Source organism: Anaerolactibacter massiliensis, assembly GCF_900290205.1.
GTDB classification, from domain to species: Bacteria; Bacillota_I; Bacilli_A; order Erysipelotrichales; family Erysipelotrichaceae; genus Bulleidia; species Bulleidia intestinalis.
Window position 1 is genome coordinate 1,489,726 of the sequence record NZ_OLMH01000002.1, and the last position, 18,491, is coordinate 1,508,216.

17 protein-coding genes and 3 tRNA genes are annotated in these 18,491 nt (G+C 50.5%); 8 read left to right on the top strand and 12 right to left on the bottom strand.

The window, feature by feature from the left end; genetic code table 11:
• Positions 1-231 precede the first annotated feature (231 nt).
• From C7E00_RS10635 to C7E00_RS10655, 5 genes are read right to left on the bottom strand one after another with little or no spacing between them, the layout of a single operon-like run.
• Positions 232-1,866, bottom strand: coding sequence for a putative manganese-dependent inorganic diphosphatase (locus C7E00_RS10635; RefSeq protein ID WP_105304262.1), 1,635 nt, complete (start codon positions 1,864-1,866; stop codon positions 232-234).
• A 12-nt stretch (positions 1,867-1,878) separates the two neighbouring features.
• Positions 1,879-2,379, bottom strand: a complete 501-nt coding sequence (locus C7E00_RS10640; RefSeq protein ID WP_105304263.1) for a nitroreductase family protein — start codon at positions 2,377-2,379, stop codon at positions 1,879-1,881.
• 22 nt (positions 2,380-2,401) lie between these two features.
• Positions 2,402-3,259 (bottom strand): methionyl aminopeptidase, encoded by an 858-nt coding sequence (locus C7E00_RS10645; protein ID WP_105304264.1) that lies wholly within the window; start codon positions 3,257-3,259, stop codon positions 2,402-2,404.
• 11 nt (positions 3,260-3,270) lie between these two features.
• Entirely contained in the window at positions 3,271-3,783 is a 513-nt protein-coding gene (locus C7E00_RS10650) for a dCTP deaminase/dUTPase family protein (RefSeq protein WP_105304265.1), read from the bottom strand.
• A gap of 2 nt (positions 3,784-3,785) precedes the next feature.
• Complete coding sequence (locus C7E00_RS10655; protein ID WP_167836562.1) at positions 3,786-5,072, bottom strand: patatin-like phospholipase family protein; 1,287 nt, start codon at positions 5,070-5,072, stop codon at positions 3,786-3,788.
• A 127-nt stretch (positions 5,073-5,199) separates the two neighbouring features.
• On the opposite strand from C7E00_RS10655, the gene C7E00_RS10660 reads away from it, so the two are divergent.
• From C7E00_RS10660 to deoD, 3 genes are all read left to right on the top strand, one after another.
• The gene (locus C7E00_RS10660; RefSeq protein WP_105304266.1) at positions 5,200-6,399 is read left to right on the top strand and encodes a D-alanine--D-alanine ligase family protein; all 1,200 of its coding nucleotides are present in this window, start codon (positions 5,200-5,202) and stop codon (positions 6,397-6,399) included.
• Positions 6,400-6,435: 36 nt separating this feature from the next.
• Positions 6,436-7,374, top strand: a complete 939-nt coding sequence (locus C7E00_RS10665; protein WP_105304267.1) for a DMT family transporter — start codon at positions 6,436-6,438, stop codon at positions 7,372-7,374.
• Positions 7,375-7,435: 61 nt separating this feature from the next.
• The gene (gene deoD / locus C7E00_RS10670; protein WP_105304268.1) at positions 7,436-8,161 is read left to right on the top strand and encodes a purine-nucleoside phosphorylase; all 726 of its coding nucleotides are present in this window, start codon (positions 7,436-7,438) and stop codon (positions 8,159-8,161) included.
• 338 nt (positions 8,162-8,499) lie between these two features.
• On the opposite strand, the gene C7E00_RS10675 is transcribed toward deoD, so the two are convergent.
• Together C7E00_RS10675 and C7E00_RS10680 are read right to left on the bottom strand one after the other, a co-directional pair.
• Positions 8,500-8,853: a hypothetical protein gene (locus C7E00_RS10675; protein WP_102343102.1), complete on the bottom strand. Its 354-nt coding sequence runs from the start codon at positions 8,851-8,853 to the stop codon at positions 8,500-8,502.
• A gap of 1 nt (position 8,854) precedes the next feature.
• Positions 8,855-10,216: an IS30 family transposase gene (locus C7E00_RS10680; RefSeq protein WP_102343101.1), complete on the bottom strand. Its 1,362-nt coding sequence runs from the start codon at positions 10,214-10,216 to the stop codon at positions 8,855-8,857.
• Between the two features lie 215 nt (positions 10,217-10,431).
• Here C7E00_RS10680 and C7E00_RS10685 point away from each other — a divergent pair.
• The 4 genes from C7E00_RS10685 to tsaA all read left to right on the top strand — a co-directional run bounded on the left by C7E00_RS10685 (position 10,432) and on the right by tsaA (position 11,593).
• Positions 10,432-10,523 (top strand) — tRNA-Ser (locus tag C7E00_RS10685).
• A 7-nt stretch (positions 10,524-10,530) separates the two neighbouring features.
• A tRNA-Asp gene (locus C7E00_RS10690) sits at positions 10,531-10,606 on the top strand.
• A gap of 7 nt (positions 10,607-10,613) precedes the next feature.
• Positions 10,614-10,687, top strand: a tRNA-Gly gene (locus C7E00_RS10695).
• Positions 10,688-10,885: 198 nt separating this feature from the next.
• Complete coding sequence (gene tsaA, locus C7E00_RS10700) at positions 10,886-11,593, top strand: tRNA (N6-threonylcarbamoyladenosine(37)-N6)-methyltransferase TrmO (RefSeq protein ID WP_105304269.1); 708 nt, start codon at positions 10,886-10,888, stop codon at positions 11,591-11,593.
• 92 nt (positions 11,594-11,685) lie between these two features.
• On the opposite strand, the gene C7E00_RS10705 is transcribed toward tsaA, so the two are convergent.
• From C7E00_RS10705 to C7E00_RS10725, 5 genes are read right to left on the bottom strand one after another with little or no spacing between them, the layout of a single operon-like run.
• Complete coding sequence (locus C7E00_RS10705) at positions 11,686-12,612, bottom strand: isoaspartyl peptidase/L-asparaginase (protein WP_105304270.1); 927 nt, start codon at positions 12,610-12,612, stop codon at positions 11,686-11,688.
• Positions 12,612-14,201, bottom strand: a complete 1,590-nt coding sequence (locus tag C7E00_RS10710) for a Mur ligase family protein (protein ID WP_105304271.1) — start codon at positions 14,199-14,201, stop codon at positions 12,612-12,614. Before C7E00_RS10710 ends, C7E00_RS10705 begins: the two co-directional genes overlap by 1 nt.
• The gene (locus C7E00_RS10715) at positions 14,198-14,962 is read right to left on the bottom strand and encodes an alpha/beta fold hydrolase (RefSeq protein ID WP_105304272.1); all 765 of its coding nucleotides are present in this window, start codon (positions 14,960-14,962) and stop codon (positions 14,198-14,200) included. Before C7E00_RS10715 ends, C7E00_RS10710 begins: the two co-directional genes overlap by 4 nt.
• 51 nt (positions 14,963-15,013) lie before the next feature.
• A complete protein-coding gene (locus tag C7E00_RS10720; protein WP_105304273.1) occupies positions 15,014-16,438 on the bottom strand; it encodes a HAMP domain-containing sensor histidine kinase in 1,425 nt (474 codons plus the stop codon).
• Positions 16,438-17,100 carry a response regulator transcription factor gene (locus C7E00_RS10725; protein WP_105304934.1) on the bottom strand — a complete coding sequence of 221 codons (663 nt, stop codon included), beginning with the start codon at positions 17,098-17,100 and terminating at the stop codon, positions 16,438-16,440. The genes C7E00_RS10720 and C7E00_RS10725 overlap by 1 nt, the downstream gene beginning before the upstream one ends.
• A gap of 181 nt (positions 17,101-17,281) precedes the next feature.
• Here C7E00_RS10725 and C7E00_RS10730 point away from each other — a divergent pair, with 181 nt between their 5' ends.
• The gene (locus C7E00_RS10730; protein ID WP_167836563.1) at positions 17,282-18,484 is read left to right on the top strand and encodes a metallophosphoesterase family protein; all 1,203 of its coding nucleotides are present in this window, start codon (positions 17,282-17,284) and stop codon (positions 18,482-18,484) included.
• The last annotated feature ends 7 nt before the right edge of the window (positions 18,485-18,491 follow it).

Consider the following 18,491-nt stretch of genomic DNA (forward strand, 5'->3'; position numbering starts at 1 on the left):
TGGTCAGTTTCCGGATCCTCTGGGAGATTCCGTATCCATGCCTCTCCTGCTGCAGGGAGAGCAGAATATAGAAGGCAGTCTCCGTCATCGGCACATAGCTCTTTTTCAGTTTTTCATCCATTGCGTTCCTCTTGTTATATCGAGTCTCGATGTATTTACAATATATCGTGCCAAGATATATTCCGGAATTTCAGAAAAAAAGCTCTCCTGTCCATCACAGGAAAGCCGTTATCAGATTGATTTGAGTACTTCCGAAAGCTTCGGGATCAGCTGTTGCTTGCGGGAGATGATATGCGGATCGAATCCGGAATGATCATCAAACTTCGTCTCGATGAGATCAGAGATGACATAGGAGAGCGGTCCGTAGTAGACAAACAGGGATCCTTCTCCCATCACATCGGTAAACAGCATGACCAATAGATCCAGCTTATCGGCTTCCTGTTCTTTCTCCAGGTTTGCCTTGAATTCCGGCAGGATCTTCTGCACGTCTTCCATATGGCTGTAGTTGGTCTGACCGATTGCGAACTTGTAGGAACCGATCGCATAGCTCTTGAGGTCACGGTTCAGAATCTCATGCGGCGTGGAATCCTTCAGCGCTACCGATGCGCCGAGCATCTCTCTTGCATAGGCATCAATGTTATCGATGCCAGCTCTTCTTGCCAGCCACTCTGCTGCCACGCGGTCCTGCTTCGTCGTCGTTGCCGACTTGAAGTTCAGCGTATCGCTGAGAATTGCCGACAGCAATAGTCCGCTCATATCCGCATCCGGCAGCAGACCGTTTTCCTGATACAGCGTCGAGATGATCGTGCACGTACAGCCGCAGCGGACATTGCGATACATGATCGGATAGTCGGTCTGGATATCGCCGATATGATGATGATCGATAATTGCTTCGATGCGGGCTTCTTCTACATGTCCGATCGACTGATTCGTGGCACTGTGGTCGACGAGCACGAAGCGGCGGTGCGGATAATTCACGGTATGGAATCTGGAAATCGCACCGACAATATTGCCTTCATGATCAAGAACCGGATAGGAGCGTACACGGGTCTTCGTCATCTTGGCAGCGACATCATCGACGAATTCATCTTCTCTGAAGGTCACGAGGTCCGTGGTCATCACATTCTCCACCGCATAGGATTCGGTCACGATGCGGGCGACATGCATGGTATCGTGATCAGTTTCAATCACGGCGCAATGATGGGCAGCGGCATCTGCGATGACCTCGCTGCCTGCTTTATGACCGCAAGTCAGAATCAGGCACCTGGAGCCGGCATCGATGACCATCTTCTGCTTGGCAGGATCCGAGCTCAGAATTGCGATGCCCCCATTGAGATTGAACATGCGGGCTTCATTCTCATCGAGCGTGATCACATGCACAATTCCGGTCGAATGGAAGTCCTCTGGCCGATATACGATCGTTCCGGCAATCGTGCGGGCGATGTCTTCCAGCTTTGCGGTAGACATTAGCTGGTTCAGATCCCCTTCCGGCTTGAGACGGACATAAGAAAGATTGGAAGTCGTGCAGATGCCGCACAGCTTGCCGTCATCATCCGTCACAAACAGCGACCGGTTCTGGGTCTGCAGCATCACATGCCATGCATGATGAACTGTCGCATGGCGGGAGATGATGGCAGGCTGGTCGATATCGATATCCTTCACCATCGTTCTGGCATCCGTCAGAAGAAGCGGATTTTCCTGGTGAAATCGTTTCAGAACGAACTTGGTCTCTTCATTGAGAGGGCCCTGGCGGCATGCCTGTGCAGGTTCTTTGCAGCGGTTCAGAAGATCTGCATACGTGATAGCTGCACAGATGCTGTCGGTATCCGGATGCCGATGCCCGGTCACATAGATTGTCGGATTCATAGAACTCCTTAGTTATCTGATATAAGAAAATACATCGGTATTCTGATGGTCAGGCAGGTCTTCTTCCTCATCGGGGAAGCCGATCGCAATCGAGCCGATGCACGTATAGCCATCCGGAACTCTGCACAGATTTCTCAGATCCATGTGCTCCGGATGATTGAGCAGGTCTTTCAGACTGCCGATCATGCAGGTCCCGAGTCCTTCATTCACGGCCGCATTCATCATCGAGGAAAGGGCAAATGCAGTATCCACCACAGCACTGACCGCATTGTCTTTCGCAAATGCGGCAATCAGCGTCGGCGCTCCGTAGAACGGATCATCCAGACCCGTCATCTCTGCCATGCGATTCAGAATCTCCTGATTCTGAATCACTGCGAAGAACCATGGCTGTTCTTCGCTCTGAACGCTGATTCCATAAGCTTCCAGATCATGAAGCTGGGCATCGGAAATCTGTTCTTTCCGATAATGAAAGGTTCTTCTGCGCTTCTTCAGCAATTCCTGATTCTGTTCCATGCAATCACCTTCTTCAGAATCATCAGTAGGTCAGAATCTCAACTCCGTTTTCTGTCATCAGGAACGTATGTTCCCACTGAGCACTGTCTTTGCCGTCTTCCGTATAAATCGTCCATTCATTATACGGATCAATCGTGACGCCTGCCCGGCCGGCATTGATCATCGGTTCGATCGTGAAGATCATGCCTGGCACCAGAACCATGCCGGTATGAGCCTTGCCGACATGCGATACGAACGGGTCTTCATGGAATTCGATGCCGACGCCATGTCCGCCGAGTTCGCGCACGACACTGTAGCCCTTGGAATGAGCATACTTCGAGATCGCGTAGCCGATATCGCCGACCGTGCCCCATGGCTTTGCGGCAGCAGCGCCGATATCGAGACACTTCTTCGTCTCTTCGACGAGTCTGCGCCGCTCTTCGCTCACTTCGCCGATCATGAACATCCGGCTGGCATCGGAGTAATAGCCTTTGTAGATTGTCGAGACATCGACATTGATGATGTCCCCGTCTCTTAACTTCCGGTGTCTTGCCGGAATTCCATGGCAGACTTCATCATTGATGCTCGTGCACACACTCTTCGGGTAGCCCTCGAAGTGGTAAGGAGCACAGATGGCACCATGGCTGTGCGTGTATTCGACGACGATGTCATCGATTTCCTGGGTGCTCATGCCTTCATGGATCTTCGCAGCAACTTCGTCCAGGACACCGGTATTGATCTTCGAGCTTTCCCGGATGCCTTCAATCTGGGAAGGGCGCTTGATGAGACGTTCCGACGGAACGGTCATATGTTTCCGGCGGCATTCTTCCATGCGTTCCCGGATATGTTCCGGGATCGGTTCGGTTTCAAAATAACTCTGAATCTGTTCTTGTTCTGTCATAGCAAATCTTTCTAATGATCTGTGCTGCCGAACCCGCCGACGCGTTCTCCTTCTGCTTCGTCATCAAGCGTGATGCCGAACGGCAGGAAGATTCCCTGCACCATTCCATCTCCGGCCGAAAGGCTGACGGTCTTTCCTTCATGCGTATCGTTCGTCAGCTTGCACCAGATATGACCCTCATTCCGGGCAGAATAATAATCGCTGTCAATGATGCCGACGGTATTATTCAGCTGCAGACGATAGCGGAACCCGAGACTGCTGCGCGGAAACAGCATCAGCACATATCCAGGATCCATTTTAGCACGGATTCCGGTCGGAATACGGATCTCGGCTCCTGGCGCAAGTTCAAAGGCGACCGGTGCACGGAAGTCATAGCCGGCCGATCCTTTTGTTGCACGCCTTGGCAGCTGGATCGATTCATAGATCTTCTCTGCTTCTGCGCTTCCGGTTTCCGGGGAAAACTCGTGCCAGTCCTCAAGGAACTGGCTGAGACTTACTTTTTCAAACTGTGCGATCCGCTCCATAATCACTCCTGTTTCAGTTCCAGCATCAGGTATTTCACGAACAATGCCAGCGCATATTCAAACGGATATACCGTAAGCTTCATATTCTCGCTCAGGAATTCCTGGTCCGGGTACAGAATCGTATGCACCATCTTGGCCGTGACTCCCGCCATATTAAGACTCTTCATATAGGCAAGCAGCTTATCCGGAGCCAGCGAAGGCGCCGAAGGATAATCTTCCTTCGCCGCATCCGCGAACTTTGCCAGAATCAGGTCTCTGCCCTCTTTATACGTATACACCCTGGTCGGATCTGCTTCGGCAAAGTCCATCAAGTTGTCGAGAAAACCGTAAAACATCGCCTTGTCGGTAAGCACCCGGGCATGCTGCTGGGCAAGCAGACGATCTGTGACTACCTGGCTGCTGCGGAAGCGCTCATTGAGATTCCCGGCAAGCTTGATCTTCGCTTCCAGAATCAGAAGATCTCTCTGGAACCGGGCAAACCAGTCTGGAAGCTTGGTCAGTTCAAAGGTATACTTCACGCCGTCAAAGACGTGGAATGCCTTCATCGTATCATAATATCCGAGGGCTTCCAGCTGCCCGATCACCTTCGGATCAAACGACAGGAAGCTGCCGGTTTCTACTTTCGGGAAGATATACGTGATATGCGAGCGATCCATGTAGCACGGATGCTGTGGTTCGCTGTTGAGATCGAGTGCGATCACCTCATCGGCTCCCATCTGCAATGCTTCATCAATCGGCAGGTTGTCAAAATATCCGCCATCGATATATTCTTTTCCCTTGAACTTATGAACCGGGAAGGCCGGATAGGCACTGGCAGTGGAAATCAGCCAGTCCACCCCGTCTTCTTTCATCATTTCCTTATTCACATATACCGGTTCCTTGGTCCGGTGCCTGCACACCACGCAGCCGAAGTCTATATGACTTGCAAAGAACTTCTCGGGCTGATAAAGCTTTCTGATATACGCAATCAGCGGAGAGATATCTGCTCCCTTGTCTTTCAGAAAATCTTTTGCGAAGTTCATGATCTGCGCCCGGTCATTGATCATGTCCTGCAGATCCATATCAACGGAAAAGGAACCATTGATAATCTGTTCCTGCTTCAGATTATGCCACATGGTGTCCATTGCTTTGTAATCCTTCTGAACGATCAAGGCTGCATTCAGGGCGCCGATCGAAGTTCCGGTCACCAGATTCCAGTCGTCCTGTCCGATTCTCCAAAGGGCTCGCACTGCCCCGTTCTGATAAGAGCCCCGGGTACCGCCGCCAGCCAGCACAAGTGCTTTCTTCATACCAGATCCTCCCTCGTGGGTATGATAGCATACGCCCTGCGAATGTCTCTCTGCAATTGCCGCTTTCTGTCGTTTCGAAGCAGGAAACTGAGTATAATGAGGAAGCAAATTCCTAGGAGGGAAAGATATGAAACTGAGAACAGCCGTTTTCTTCGGCGGGGAATCTGTGGAACATGAGGTTTCCATCATCAGCGGACATCAGGCCATGGAGGCTCTGAATCCGGATAAATATGAAGTCATTCCGATCTATGTCGCAAAAGACCGCAAGCTCTATGCCGGAGATGCCCTGCGGGATATGAGAAATTTCCGCGATCTTGATGAAGTGAAGAAGATGTGCACGCAGGTCACGCTGGCCAGCATCGGCAATCAGGTTGTAATCCAGCCGGTGAAGAGCGGCCTATTCGGAAAGAAAGATCTCGGCACGATCGATGTGGCAATTCCGGTCATGCATGGCACCAATGGCGAAGACGGGACGATCCAGGGACTGTTTGAGATGCTCAAGCTTCCTTATGCAGGCTGCGATCTGATCGCCGCGGCGGTCGGCCAGGACAAGGTTCATCAGAAATATATTCTCTCCGGAGCAGGACTGCCGATCACAAAATGGTTCTGGTGCTATGGCAGCGAACTGGAAACAAAGAAGGATTCTATCCTGGATCAGGTTCATAAACTGATCTATCCGGTCATTCTGAAGCCGGCCTGTACCGGTTCTTCCGTCGGCATCTCGATTGCTCATAACGACGAAGAATACCTGAAGTGCTTCGAGAACGCTGCTCAGTATGATCTCAAGGTCATCACCGAAAAAGTCGTGAAGCCGATGCGGGAAGTCAACTGCTCCGTGCTCGGGGACTCATTCCACGCCGAAGCATCAGTTCTCGAAGAAGTATTCCATTCTTCCGATGATGAACTGCTGGATTACAAAGATAAATACCAGGGAGGCTCTAAGGGTGCCAAAGGCGCCAAGGGATCCAAAGGCATGGCAAATACCTCCCGCAAAGTTCCGGCAGAACTTCCGGACGGCGTCACGGAGCTCATTAAGAACTATGCGCTGGAAACCTTCCGGGTGCTCGGTTCTTCCGGTGTCTGCAGAATCGATTTCATGATGGATGCTGAGACCAATACCGTCTATGTCAACGAAATCAACACCATTCCGGGCTCTCTGTCTTTCTATCTCTGGGAAGAATCGGGTCTGAAATTCCCGGATCTCATGGATCGGCTCGTTCAGCTTGCGCTGGACCGCGAACGCCGCAGATCCCGCATGATTTTCTCGTATGATACCAACCTGCTCTCGACTTACAGCGAGAACAGTGCCAAGGGAGCGAAGCGCTGAGCTTCGCTTCTTTTCAGAAGAATAAGGAGACAGAATATGCAGGAACCATTCTGGACCAGAAGATCCATTGTTTTCTTAGCAGCCTTTGCGGCCTGCTTTCTATGGGGATCTGCTTCGCCATGCATCAAGATCGGCTACAGCCTTTTTCAGATCGGTGCTGACGATACGCCTTCCCGGATTCTCTTTGCCGGGCTTCGTTTTTTCCTGGCCGGGTGGATGGTCGTCCTCTATGAAAGCATCCGCAATCACTCCTTTTCGCTTCCGAAGAAAGGAAACTGGCCGATGGTTCTGAAGCTCATGTGCTTCCAGACGATCGGTCAGTATATCTTCTTCTACATGGGTCTCGCCCATACTTCCGGCGTGCGCGGATCCATCATCAATGCCTCCGGTACCTTCTTCACGATCTTCCTCTCTGCCTTCGTGTTCCGCTTCGAAAAACTCACGGTCAGAAAAGTGGTCGGCAGCCTGATCGGCTTTGCCGGCGTCATGTGCGTGATCGCCGATCAGAGTGCCTTCACTGGCGGATTGCGTCTGGATGGAGAAGGAGCGATGGTCATCGCTGCCATCAGTTCATCCATAGCCGGCAACCTGATCAAGCGCTATGGTCAGAAAGAGGATCCTGCCATTCTCAGCGGCTGGCAGTTTCTGCTCGGTGGTGCTGTGATGATTCTCATCGGTCTGATCTCCGGCGGTCATCTGCATCCAGTTTCCTTCTCTGCCTGGATTCTGCTTGCATACATGGCATTCATCTCGGCTGGTGCCTATACGCTCTGGTCGATCCTGCTACGCTATAACGATGTCAGCCGCATCTCGATTCTCGGCTTCATGAATCCGGTGCTCGGGGTTCTGCTTTCGGCGGTTTTCCTGAAGGAAGGAGAGGAAGCCTTCACGCTCTCCACCATGCTTGCAATCATTCTGGTGACGCTCGGAATTTTCATCTCTGATTCGAAGAAGCACTCCCGGAAGAACGCCTGAGGGTTCCCTTTTCAAGATGGTCTGCTATAATTCCCTTAGAAGAAAGAGAGTGATCTGAATCATGTCAACACCACATAACAATGCAGAAAAAGGCGATTTTGCCAAGACTGTTCTGATGCCTGGCGACCCGCTCCGGGCAAAATTCATCGCTGAACATTTTCTGGAAAATCCGAAACTTGTAAGCTCTGTCCGCAACATTCTTGCTTATACCGGCACCTATGAAGGAAAACCGGTATCTGTCATGGCCAGCGGCATGGGCATGCCGAGCATCGGCATCTATTCCTATGAACTGTACAAGTTCTATGAGGTCGAGAACATCATCCGGATCGGTTCTGCCGGTGCTTATACCGCAGATCTGAACTTGTTCGATGTCGTTCTGGCAACCGGAAGCTATTCTGAATCCACTTTTGCACTGTGTCAGTCCGGCGACCCTGACGACACTCAGTATCCTTCTGAGAAGCTGAATGATACGATCCGCGCTGCAGCCGCAAAGCTTGGTATCCCTCTGCATGAAGGAACGATTCATAGCGGCGATGTCTTCTATGCTGAGCCAGGCGCAGTCGATGAGAACAAGATCATCTGTGAGAAGCACTGCTTATGTGCAGAAATGGAAAGCTTCGCACTGTTCCACAATGCCAAGGTTCTCGGCAAGAACGCCGCATGCCTGCTGACGATTTCCGACAGCCTTGTCACCCACGCAGAAACTACTGCCGAAGAACGCCAGAACTCATTCACCCAGATGATGAAGGTGGCTCTGGAAACTGCAGTTCAGCTGGATCAAGAATGAGCGAACCGCCAGGTGAATCTCCTGTTTTCTGGCGGAATCTGATGGTGTCTGTCAACCGGAAATTTATGGTGAGTTGCAGAACTAAACGCAACTTTGCATAAGTTAATGCAACTACCCCCTGAAAGTTGGTATTCAGAAAGAATATAATCTGATTAATTTACCGGAAAAAGTAAGGCTAACTTATGTTTTCCGGTATTTTCTATGTCAGAATACGAATGGGGAGGACGTTTTAGGTCATGACGAAAATGATACCGCAGCCGCCTTACTTTTTCGGATAAAGTTATGTCGACTGGTATCTGCTGGTCTATTCGGTGGTCAGATACAGCCGTGACAGGGCACTAACCGACGACTGGTGTGCCGTGCTTCAGTTTGCGCAGATGTTTGATGATCGTATTGACTTTAGGCCTGGATCCGGATGGATAAATGCCATATATGTAATGTCTGTTATCGAATTCATTCTCACAGACATCTCCCATTTCGTAATAATCCCAGCTTTCGTTATATACGAGAGACATGATGAGATCCGGGCCGCATTCAGATTCATACCCCATCACATAGCACCAGCGTGCGCATTCGATATCCCAGATCCACATAATCACCTGTGGATTCTCAACATCCTTGTAGAGAGGCAACACTGTACGAAGAGTGAGGAGAAGCTCATCAGATTCAAAAGTAGTGTGGTGGTTTCTCATTTCAGTTTTCCTCCTTTTCACAGAAAAGCCATGTGGACTTCAGAGATTGATTCAGCTGGACAAAACGAGGATCAATCCATCTGATACAGAAGTACTTCTCGATTACGTCCTTTCCCAGAACGGAGCTGAATGCCTCAAAGGGTGAGAGGTTATTCAGCTTTTTTCTGCGCTCGCTGTTGATATGGCTATACATGTAATCAATAAACCCCTGATCCAGATCATCAAATGATGTCCCTTTGGGCAGAATTCTGCGTACGTATTCATGTGTCACTTCACAGCATCCCTTCTGATAGGGCGAAGAAGGGTCGCAGTAAAACACCAATACACCGAACTTTTCAATCTCTTTCGGATCAGAGAATTCAGAGCCATTGTCAAACAGCCAGACGGAAGGAAAAACTTGATGGAACTTATCGCAGCCTAATGATTCATACAGGCTGTTAATGATCTGAGTTACAGACTCCGAATTGTTATGATCCCGCAGGAATCCGATCTGAAAAGACCATTGCCGCCAGGTGAGGGTAAGAATGCACTTTCCTCCTTTGACCCCTTCAACCGTATCTCCTTCTAGGACAGGCTCATCCGGATGCTTATCCATGTATCTTAAAAAGTCATCGTAAGTTCGGCCGATGCGGCAGCTGCGATCTACCTTCTTTTCCACGGATTTCCGCTTTCTCGGCCTCATTCGCACAGTTCGTGGCATATCGATAGGGCGAGCAGAGATCAGCCCGGCATTGACCAGGATATAAGCCTGACGCTCAGAAAAATTGAATACCTCTGGTTCAGAAACCATGATGTGGTGAATAGACTGACCTTTGCGAATGCGCGGAGAAAGAAGCACGTCGGCTTCATGAATCTCCTGCTCCGTGAGATTCAGACCTGAACGGGAAGAAGAGCGCAGTGTTCGGGCGGCTTCCTGTGCTTCTGCTGCTTTGTAGAAATACTTTGTCAGAGGGCACTTCCCATGGATAAACTCATTGCAATGGTTGCACACATAAGGAGGGCGATCCGGTTTGGGGCATACTTCTTTTCTGTAATCCTTGCAGACGGTATTGCAGTTGATCGATCTGCAGTGAGCACAGGATTTCCCTCTTCTTCGGCATGTGGTTTCCATTGCTGCGCAGAGATTGCAACGCTTGCATTCTTTGCGAAACGCACAGCTGTTCCTGCTGAAACGTCCAGGGCGGCCATCTTCAACTCGGAAATGCCTGATCTCTCTTGAAACGGTAGAAGTGGTAACACCAATCTTACGAGCGATGGCAGAAAGAGATAATCCTTCTGAAAGAAATGATTGGATCTGCATTCTTTTATTAAGATCCAGCTTAGAAAAAGCAGTCATGATGAAAGTTCCTCCTAGTTCTTTCATCGGCTATACCTGACCTGAAATCATTATTCGGAATCAAAGCAACTGATTGCAACAGCATCATGGTTTCTGTTTCGATTAAGTTAATGCAACAGATCCCTTGCGTTCACTTCTGCAATTGAGTACCGGAAATTTATAAAAAATTTCCGGTTGACTCCTCCATTTGCCCATGGTATATTATGTAGGCACTGTGAAGACAGAAGCACACTTGGCAGACTGAAGAAGTACTCAAGAGGTCGAAGAGGTGCCCCTGCTAAGGGCATAGGTCGGGGTTCCCGGCGCGAGGGTTCAAATCCCTCCTTCTTCGCCATTCAAGTGGTTCGGTGGTGTAGTGGCTAACATGCCTCCCTGTCACGGAGGAGATCGCGAGTTCAATCCTCGTCCGAACCGCCATTCTAGTGCAGATGTAGTTCAATGGTAGAACGCCACCTTGCCAAGGTGGACACGGCGGTTCAATTCCGCTCATCTGCTCCATGTGTAAGAAGATCGCATGAATCTGCGATCTTTTTTTTCGTCTGGTTCTGATCCGTATTATTTCTGAGACAGCTGGTTTTCCTTATATTCCTGCCGGCTTTCCCCATGAAATCTTTTTCATACCTTCTATGCATTTTTCCGCAATTGTCCAGAGAAACCTGGTCTATACTGCAGGATCCGTATTGATAAAATGATGCTATGTCTCTATCTCTGCTGCTGCAGCCTATCGGAATTGTCAGAACTGATTTTCCGGATAAATTCGGAATTCCCCATCAGGGGACCATTGTTTCTTCCCTGCCTGGGACGATCATTCTGAATCCGGAATATCGGAAGGAAGGCATTCTGCGCGGATTAGAATCGTATTCGCATCTCTGGGTGATCTGGGCCTTCAGCAGATCCTCCGGCTGGTCCGTGACAGTCCGGCCGCCGAGGCTTGGCGGAAAGAAACGGCTTGGCGTATTTGCTACAAGGTCTCCGAACCAGCCGAACTCATTAGGACTGACGGCAGTGAAAATCAGCGAAGTCAATGAAGCTGGCTTTACCATCTCGATACTTGGTGCTGATCTGGCAGATGGTACACCGCTATATGATATCAAGCCATACCTCCCTTACTGTGACAGCATCCCCTGTGCATTGCCTGGCATCAGTGCCGGTCCTCTGCCCCATCTGTGCGTCCGGATTCCGGAAACACTGCAGGAACTGATTCCTGCGGATAAACGTTCCGTTCTGATCAGTATTCTGCAGCTTGATCCAAGACCCGCCTGCCAGCATGATCTGGACCGCATCTACCACATGGAATATGCAGGCATGGATCTCTCTTTTCAGGTTCATGATAACATTCTGGAAGTGACCGGGATTCATGCATGTGCAGAAACAGAAACAGGCAAAGAACCGCATGATTTCTGAATATCCTTCACTCAGGCAGACAGAAAAAAGACAGAACATAATCTTCGCACATTCTGTCCGTCTTCACTGCTGCAGAGAACACAGCAGCTTTCTCAGTCGATTCTGATTTCGTCTGGATTCTGAACCTCCCGGATCTTCAGATGATCGCCATCCGGTTCAGCCAGGAACAACCTGGCTGGCTGACCTGGCTCCGCCGTAGTAAACGGGAACGGAATATTCGTTCCGACACCGACATTTCCTTCATGATCCATTGCGATGAGAGAGATATTTCCGCAGGAGCCTTTGCGCTTCTTCAGAAGTGAAGTCAGATCAGCGACTGCGCCTTCTGCTGCTTTCTGCACCGGTTCTCCATCCCTCATACGGCGGACGACTTCAGAGCTGAGGGCTCCCTTCATGATCTCTTCGCCTACTCCGGTTGCGGCAGCAGCACCAATTTCCTTGTCCGCATAGAAACCGCACCCGACGACCGGGGTATCTCCGACTCTGCCTGCATGTTTCAGAAACAGACCAGAAGTGCTGGTGCAGACACAGAGATTTCCGGTTTCATCTTTTGCCAGGAAGCAGACCGTATCATGGGTTTCCTTATAGGCAGACAGATCTTTCTTTGCGGCATTTTCCTTCAGATACTTCTGCTCGGATTCAGGTGTGAGGTTGTTGCGGCGCTCGAAGTGATGTTCTTCCGCGTATGCGGCTGCGCCGGTACCGACCAGGAAGTTATTGAATTCCGGTTCGGAGAGAGACTTTGCAATGGCTGCAGGAGAACGATAGCCTTCGAGGTCTGCCACCGCTCCGAAGCGCATTGTCGTGCCGTCCATATATCCGGCATCAAGTGTCACATGGCCATCTTCATCAGGAAGACCGCCATAGCCGATGCAGCTGAAGAGCGGATTGTCTTCGACATCCTGGCATCCCGTCAGGGCAGCATCGCCTGCTGTTCCATGATTCTTCAGAAGTTCTGCTCCCTTTGCAGTACCATTCAGGGAGAGCTTCCAGGTACCTATAATCGACCAGTTTTTCATCAGTGATTGAACGCATCCGGAAGATCGTTCTCAAGCAGAATGGTGTCTTCCGCTGCGGCATTCTGCCACAGATATGCGAATGCCTCCTTTACTGTATGCATGACTAATACCTGATCCATGTCAAACCCGGATTCTTTCAGTCCTTCATAGATCGGTTTTGTCTGAGTTTCGCCAACCAGGATCACGCGGTCGGCACAATCCTTCATCTGGGCACCGAACGCATGATTGTATTCATTCTGCTTCGGGCCGAGATCAATCATGCCCGGAGTCACGATCCACCTCTTTGACGGCATTCCGGAAAGGACTTCCAGAGCCATATGGGAACCGCTCGGATTGGAATTGAATGCATCATCGATGAAGTGACGGCCGTTGATGATCTTCTGTTCCAGGCGGTGTTCCACCTGCTTCATGGACTTCACGCCCTTCTGGATCACCGGCCAGCTGACCTGCAGATATCTGGATACAGCGATTGCCGAGAGAATATTCAGGATATTGAGCTTGCCGAGCAGCTTTGTCTCAAACGGAACGCGTTCCTCGCCATGAACGAGCGTGAAGAAAGTGCCGTTTTCGGAATACCGGATATTCTCTGCCCGGTAATCTGCGTCTTGATTATCAATGCCATAGGATACTGTCTTCACGGAATTATGAATGCAATAATTCCGGATGAAGTCGCAGTCATAGTTCAGGACTCCGAAGCCGTCTTCCGGCAGCATCTCGATCATCTGCATCTTCTCATGGATGATGTTCTCCTGGCTTCCGAACGTTGCCAGATGCTGAGGGCCGATTGAGGTGACAACGCCGATCGTCGGATGGACGAAATTCATGAGCTCCGTGATGTCGCCGACATGATCGGCACCCATCTCGCAGATGAAAATCTGATCGATCGGCTTCAGATATTCCCGGATCGTGCGGGTAATGCCCATCGGGGTATTGTAGCTGGCCGGCGTCATGAGACTGCAGAACTGCTCCGAGAGCACTGCCTGCATCGCATTCTTCGTGCTGGTCTTGCCATAGGACCCGGTGATGCCTATGCGGATCATCGTATCGTGTTCGGCCAGCTTCTTCTTGGCATCATTGATATACCACTTCTTGACTGCGTTCTCGATCGGGGACGTGATCAGCGCCATCGGGAAGATCAGCAGCCACGGTCCGAAGTAGGACATTGCAAGCATCAGCCACGTGTTGAGCCTCCGGTAGCGGACCAGCAGGATGATCTGGATCATTGCGTACAGAATGGCAAGCACCGCAATCTGGCGCTTCACACGGTCCGTATAGACAAGCGGCTTGATGTACTGCTGCTGCTTCTCTCTGCGAAACAGCACGATTGCAAGGGCTGCGGCAATCAGGATGCATACGATCAGCACTGCTTCGGTGGAAAGCTTCATGCAGGAGAAGGCAACTGCAACAATGACCAGGGTCGGAATCAGTGCCCTTCTAGCTCCTCCTTCGAGGTTTTCTTCGATCCAGCTGACATAGCGGCCGAGTTCATAGCGATTCTGCTGAAACATATGCAGCGCATGCTTGGCTGGCACCAGGGCTGCCAGGATGACAGCCAGAAAGTACAGCAGTTTAGTAACGGTTTCGATCATGCATGGTCCTCTTTCAGGAAGATATCGAGTACACGGTTGAAGCGCTCCGGCTGATGCCAGTAGGCAAAATGGTCATCGCCTTCAAAGATCGCTAAGCCTGCATCCGGCATTTCCCGTTCCATCTGTCTTCCCATTTCCAGCGGAACGGCAGTGTCATATTCTCCCCATACCAGCAATACCGGGCAGACTACCTTGTTCAGAATCGGGCTGACATCATCATTGACCACTTTGACGAAGGTAGGTCTCATGACGCCTTTTGCATTCCGGTAGTCTTCAGATCCGGAACGGTTCTGAAGCTCTTCCAGCTTCTTTGTCTGGCCGGTTATCTTCAGGAACCACTTCCCTGCTTTGTACAGAGAAGTCTTCATCTTCTGCTTCTCGGTTGGTTTCGGCTTGATGCCAGCGGCGCCGGTCAGGCACATCTTCCGCACTTCAGAAGGATGATCTGCCGCATAGCGGATCGCCACCCGGCAGCCGAAGGAATGGGCAATCAGAATCGGGTTCTCGATATGATTCTGAGCAATGAAATCGGCCAGAAAATCTTCATAGTCGCTTACGCCCCATGGCTCCGGCGGAAGATCGCTTTCGCCGAATCCTGGAAAGTCGAGATTCCATACGGAAAACATCGTGCAGAGATGATGCTCGATCTGCTCCATCATCTGCATGTTCTGTCCCCAGCCATGAAGCAGGATAACATCTTTTCCTTCCCCGCTCTTGCGATAGGAGGTTCTGACCCCTCTGAATATCCCGTATTGCGTCATATGCGTTGCTATTTTATCGTAAAAACGCTCCTGCGTTAAGCATAAGAGCGCTTACTTAGCCTTGCGGGAAGACCTTGCCTTCTCGCGGGCTTCCTGTTTCTTCTCTTTTTCGAGAGCCTTGCGGGCCTTGGCAGGGAGTTCTTTCCAGATATGGAACTTCACGCCATCGGCAAGATTCTCAGCTTCGATGTGATAGCCATAGGTTGAGCATACTTTATAGACAATGGAAAGGCCGAGGCCGAACTGTCCGTCTGTTCCTTTCTCATATGCCTTGAAGAGCTTTCCCATGCGGTCTTCAGAGATCTGACTGCCGTCATTGATGACCGACAGTTCGCCAGGATGAAGCTCAATGCGGATCGTGGTTCTTGCATAGCGCAATGCATTATCTACAAGGTTCTCAACGACAATCCGCCATGGATCCTCATCGCCGTGGAACAGGACACCCTTATCCAGATCTGTCTCAAACGAAATTTCCGGACGGATGACTTTGAGTCCGAGCAGCACTTTATCGATGACCTCATTCATGTCGAGGGTATCCCCTTCCGGACAGTCATCGAGCAGATATCCCATCTTGTTCAGAGCGATCAGAGAACGGACTTTCTTCTCAAGACGATCGGCATTCTCGATGATGACATCAACGGATTTCTCAAGCGTCCCGTACGGATAGATGCCATCCTTGATGGATTCGCCATAGGACTTGATCGTTGCGATCGGCGTCTTCAGATCATGCGAGATGTTCTGAATCATCTCCTGCTTCTCTTCATTCTGCTTCTGAAGTTCCGCCTGCATCTCCCGCAGGGCATCGGCGACTTCGCCGATTTCATCCCGGCGGTTCACAGTGAGAACGGCCGGTTCATCATTCTTGATCTTCGTGATATAGGTACGGATCTGATTGAGCGGGTAGATCAGGCTCGCAATCCAGATCGTCAGCAGGATGAACAAAGTCAGTGCCACCAGCATGTTCAGATTGACGATATTGTTGACGAGCAGACTGCGGAATTCAAGTTCATAGGAACTCGGCATCAGCGAGATCATGTATCTGCCGTCAGTCAGCTTCGTAATCGTATAGAGCACCTGCTGAGAACGCTTGCCGGTTTCCGAGAACATATAATCCCCGCGGGTATCAGAAAGAGAAGGAAGATTGGCCAGGATACTGGTCTGTTCTGCTTCCGTGAATTCTTCGGGACTGAGGTAATAGAACGATCCCTGATCAGGATCATAGATCGCGCTCAGGATGTCCCCTTCTGATTCTTTCGCTCTTGGCGGCAGTGTGTCCGGATTCTGGTTCAGATACGTGACGAGCGTGGTCTGCGATACATGCAGCGTCCGATACATCTCATTCCAGGTGAACTGGTTGATGGTCGGCGAAAGAAACGTGAAAATGAACACCGTCAGGGTGAAGATGACAAGAAACAGAATGCTCATCAGCTGCTGCGTCAGATTCAGTTCGCGCAGCCACATCCGGAAGCGTTTCATCAGCCGAGCCGGTATCCGAAACCGTAAATGGTATGGATGCTGAGATCAGGCATCTTCTTGCGCAGTCTTCTCAGCGTATCGTCGACTACCCGGTCGCTGCCGAAGTAGTTGGTTTCCCATACTTTCTCAAGGATCTGATCTCTCGAGAAGGCCGTGCCTCTGTTCTTCACGAACAGCATCAGCAGTTCGAATTCCTTCGTCGTGAGGTCAATCACATTGCCGTCGCGGTCATAGACCGTGCGTTTGGATTCATCGATCGAATAGCCATCCGTCTCCAGTCTCGTCTCTTCGTCTTTATACGTTCTGCGGATGACATTATTCACGCGCAGCACAAGCTCCTTCGGGGAGAACGGCTTCGTGATGTAGTCATCGCTGCCCTTTTCCAGGCCGATGATGCGATCGAATTCCTTATCTCTGGCCGACATGAAAATCACCGGGACTTCCGGGTTCACGCGTCTGATTTCCTCGATCAGATCAAAGCCGCTCTTATCGCCGAGCATGATATCGAGAATCCACAGATGAACGTCATCATCTCCCGTATGAAGCTGAGCTTCATCAAAGGTCAGGTAGGAACGGACTTCATAGCCTTCCTTCTGCAGATACTGCTTCACAAGCTCATTGAGATCTTTCTCGTCTTCAACAATGCTGATTACTTTCTTCATGGACACTTGCTCCGCTGTAATCATATCACATTCTTCTAAGAGCCTCTTATCTCCATCAGATGGGATTGTGCGCTACAATAACCTCATGAATAAACTATTTCCTCTGGCTGCTTCGTGCAGCCTCCTGATATCGGGGTGTTCTGCTGCATCAGTCCATTCAGAACCGGAAGCTCTCTCGCTGATGATCGCTACGGATCTGCATATGCTGACGCCGGAATACATGGGCGGAATCTCTTTTCAGAACATGCTCGCGAAGTCCGACATGAAGCTGACCGAATATGCCGATGTGCTCACGGATGCGCTGATTGAGCAGGCGGAAAAAGACCGTCCGGATGCGCTGATCCTGACGGGTGATCTGACGTTCAACGGCGAGAAGAAGAGCCATATGCTGCTGGCTGAAAAACTAAAGCAGCTGGCCGATCAGGGAATCCGGGTGCTGGTACTGCCTGGCAATCATGATATTGAGAATCCGAATGCGGCAGACTGGTCCGGGGACGAAGCAGTCAAGGCTGATGGCATTACGCCAGATGAATTCCGTTCGATCTATCAGAATGATGGCTATGCCGATGCAATCTATACCGACCCTTCCAGTCTCAGCTATGTCTCTGCCCTCAGCGAAACGTGCTGGATTCTGATGCTGGATAGCGCGGAATACGAGAAGAACAGCATGGTGAGCTATTCCGGCGGAAAAATCCGGGAAGAAACCATTGAATGGCTGAAACCGATTCTGCAGGAAGCAGAGAAAAGCGGCATCACCGTGCTCAGTGCCATGCATCATTCGCTGACGGATCTGGTTCCTTCCAGCGATGCTTATCAGATTGAAAACGCAGACGAAGTTCAGAAGCTCTATGCAAAGTATCATGTCCAGGTCAACTTCTGCGGTCATACCCATTTCCAGGCCTGCCGGAGCATTGAAGTATCCGGCATCGAAGAGACAGATCTCATGACCGGAAGTCTTGATGTCTATCAGCACCTGTATGGCACAGTGAAGCTCACCACCGGAGAATCGCTGGAATACCACGCAGAACCATTGGACATGAAGGCATATGCAGAAGAGCATCAGCTGAATGATCCGTTCTTCGAAGACTTCGATGCCAATTCTTCTGCCGTCTTCCGAACCCGCGTCGTGCAGCGGCTCACGGATCTCTTTGCGGATACCGGTCTTGATGAAGAAACTCAGAAAAAGCTTCTCGATCTCTTCGGAGAAGAAGGAGAATACCTGTTCTCAGGGCAGATGGGAACGTTCCGTTCGATGTTTGAAGGAAGCGAGGACGAAGCTCTGGTAAAGTCTCTGCCAGGAAAAGATCAGGCGCTATTCCTGGATAATCTGAATGAATATCCGGATAACATGAGGGATGTCACCATTTCCCTGAAACAGCAGTAAAAAAAGG

What these genes read in the sequence shown, in the direction of transcription:
- C7E00_RS10645 (WP_105304264.1), bottom strand. Translation starts at nt 3,259, where the DNA reads ATGACAGAACAAGAACAGATTCAGAGTTATTTTGAAACCGAACCGATC.
- C7E00_RS10660 (WP_105304266.1), top strand. Translation starts at nt 5,200, where the DNA reads ATGAAACTGAGAACAGCCGTTTTCTTCGGCGGGGAATCTGTGGAACAT.
- C7E00_RS10655 (WP_167836562.1), bottom strand. Translation starts at nt 5,072, where the DNA reads ATGAAGAAAGCACTTGTGCTGGCTGGCGGCGGTACCCGGGGCTCTTAT.
- C7E00_RS10730 (WP_167836563.1), top strand. Translation starts at nt 17,282, where the DNA reads ATGATCGCTACGGATCTGCATATGCTGACGCCGGAATACATGGGCGGA.
- C7E00_RS10715 (WP_105304272.1), bottom strand. Translation starts at nt 14,962, where the DNA reads ATGACGCAATACGGGATATTCAGAGGGGTCAGAACCTCCTATCGCAAG.
- C7E00_RS10710 (WP_105304271.1), bottom strand. Translation starts at nt 14,201, where the DNA reads ATGATCGAAACCGTTACTAAACTGCTGTACTTTCTGGCTGTCATCCTG.
- C7E00_RS10680 (WP_102343101.1), bottom strand. Translation starts at nt 10,216, where the DNA reads ATGAAAGAACTAGGAGGAACTTTCATCATGACTGCTTTTTCTAAGCTG.
- C7E00_RS10675 (WP_102343102.1), bottom strand. Translation starts at nt 8,853, where the DNA reads ATGAGAAACCACCACACTACTTTTGAATCTGATGAGCTTCTCCTCACT.
- C7E00_RS10665 (WP_105304267.1), top strand. Translation starts at nt 6,436, where the DNA reads ATGCAGGAACCATTCTGGACCAGAAGATCCATTGTTTTCTTAGCAGCC.
- C7E00_RS10725 (WP_105304934.1), bottom strand. Translation starts at nt 17,100, where the DNA reads ATGAAGAAAGTAATCAGCATTGTTGAAGACGAGAAAGATCTCAATGAG.
- tsaA (WP_105304269.1), top strand. Translation starts at nt 10,886, where the DNA reads ATGTCTCTATCTCTGCTGCTGCAGCCTATCGGAATTGTCAGAACTGAT.
- C7E00_RS10640 (WP_105304263.1), bottom strand. Translation starts at nt 2,379, where the DNA reads ATGGAACAGAATCAGGAATTGCTGAAGAAGCGCAGAAGAACCTTTCAT.
- deoD (WP_105304268.1), top strand. Translation starts at nt 7,436, where the DNA reads ATGTCAACACCACATAACAATGCAGAAAAAGGCGATTTTGCCAAGACT.
- C7E00_RS10705 (WP_105304270.1), bottom strand. Translation starts at nt 12,612, where the DNA reads ATGAAAAACTGGTCGATTATAGGTACCTGGAAGCTCTCCCTGAATGGT.
- C7E00_RS10635 (WP_105304262.1), bottom strand. Translation starts at nt 1,866, where the DNA reads ATGAATCCGACAATCTATGTGACCGGGCATCGGCATCCGGATACCGAC.
- C7E00_RS10720 (WP_105304273.1), bottom strand. Translation starts at nt 16,438, where the DNA reads ATGAAACGCTTCCGGATGTGGCTGCGCGAACTGAATCTGACGCAGCAG.
- C7E00_RS10650 (WP_105304265.1), bottom strand. Translation starts at nt 3,783, where the DNA reads ATGGAGCGGATCGCACAGTTTGAAAAAGTAAGTCTCAGCCAGTTCCTT.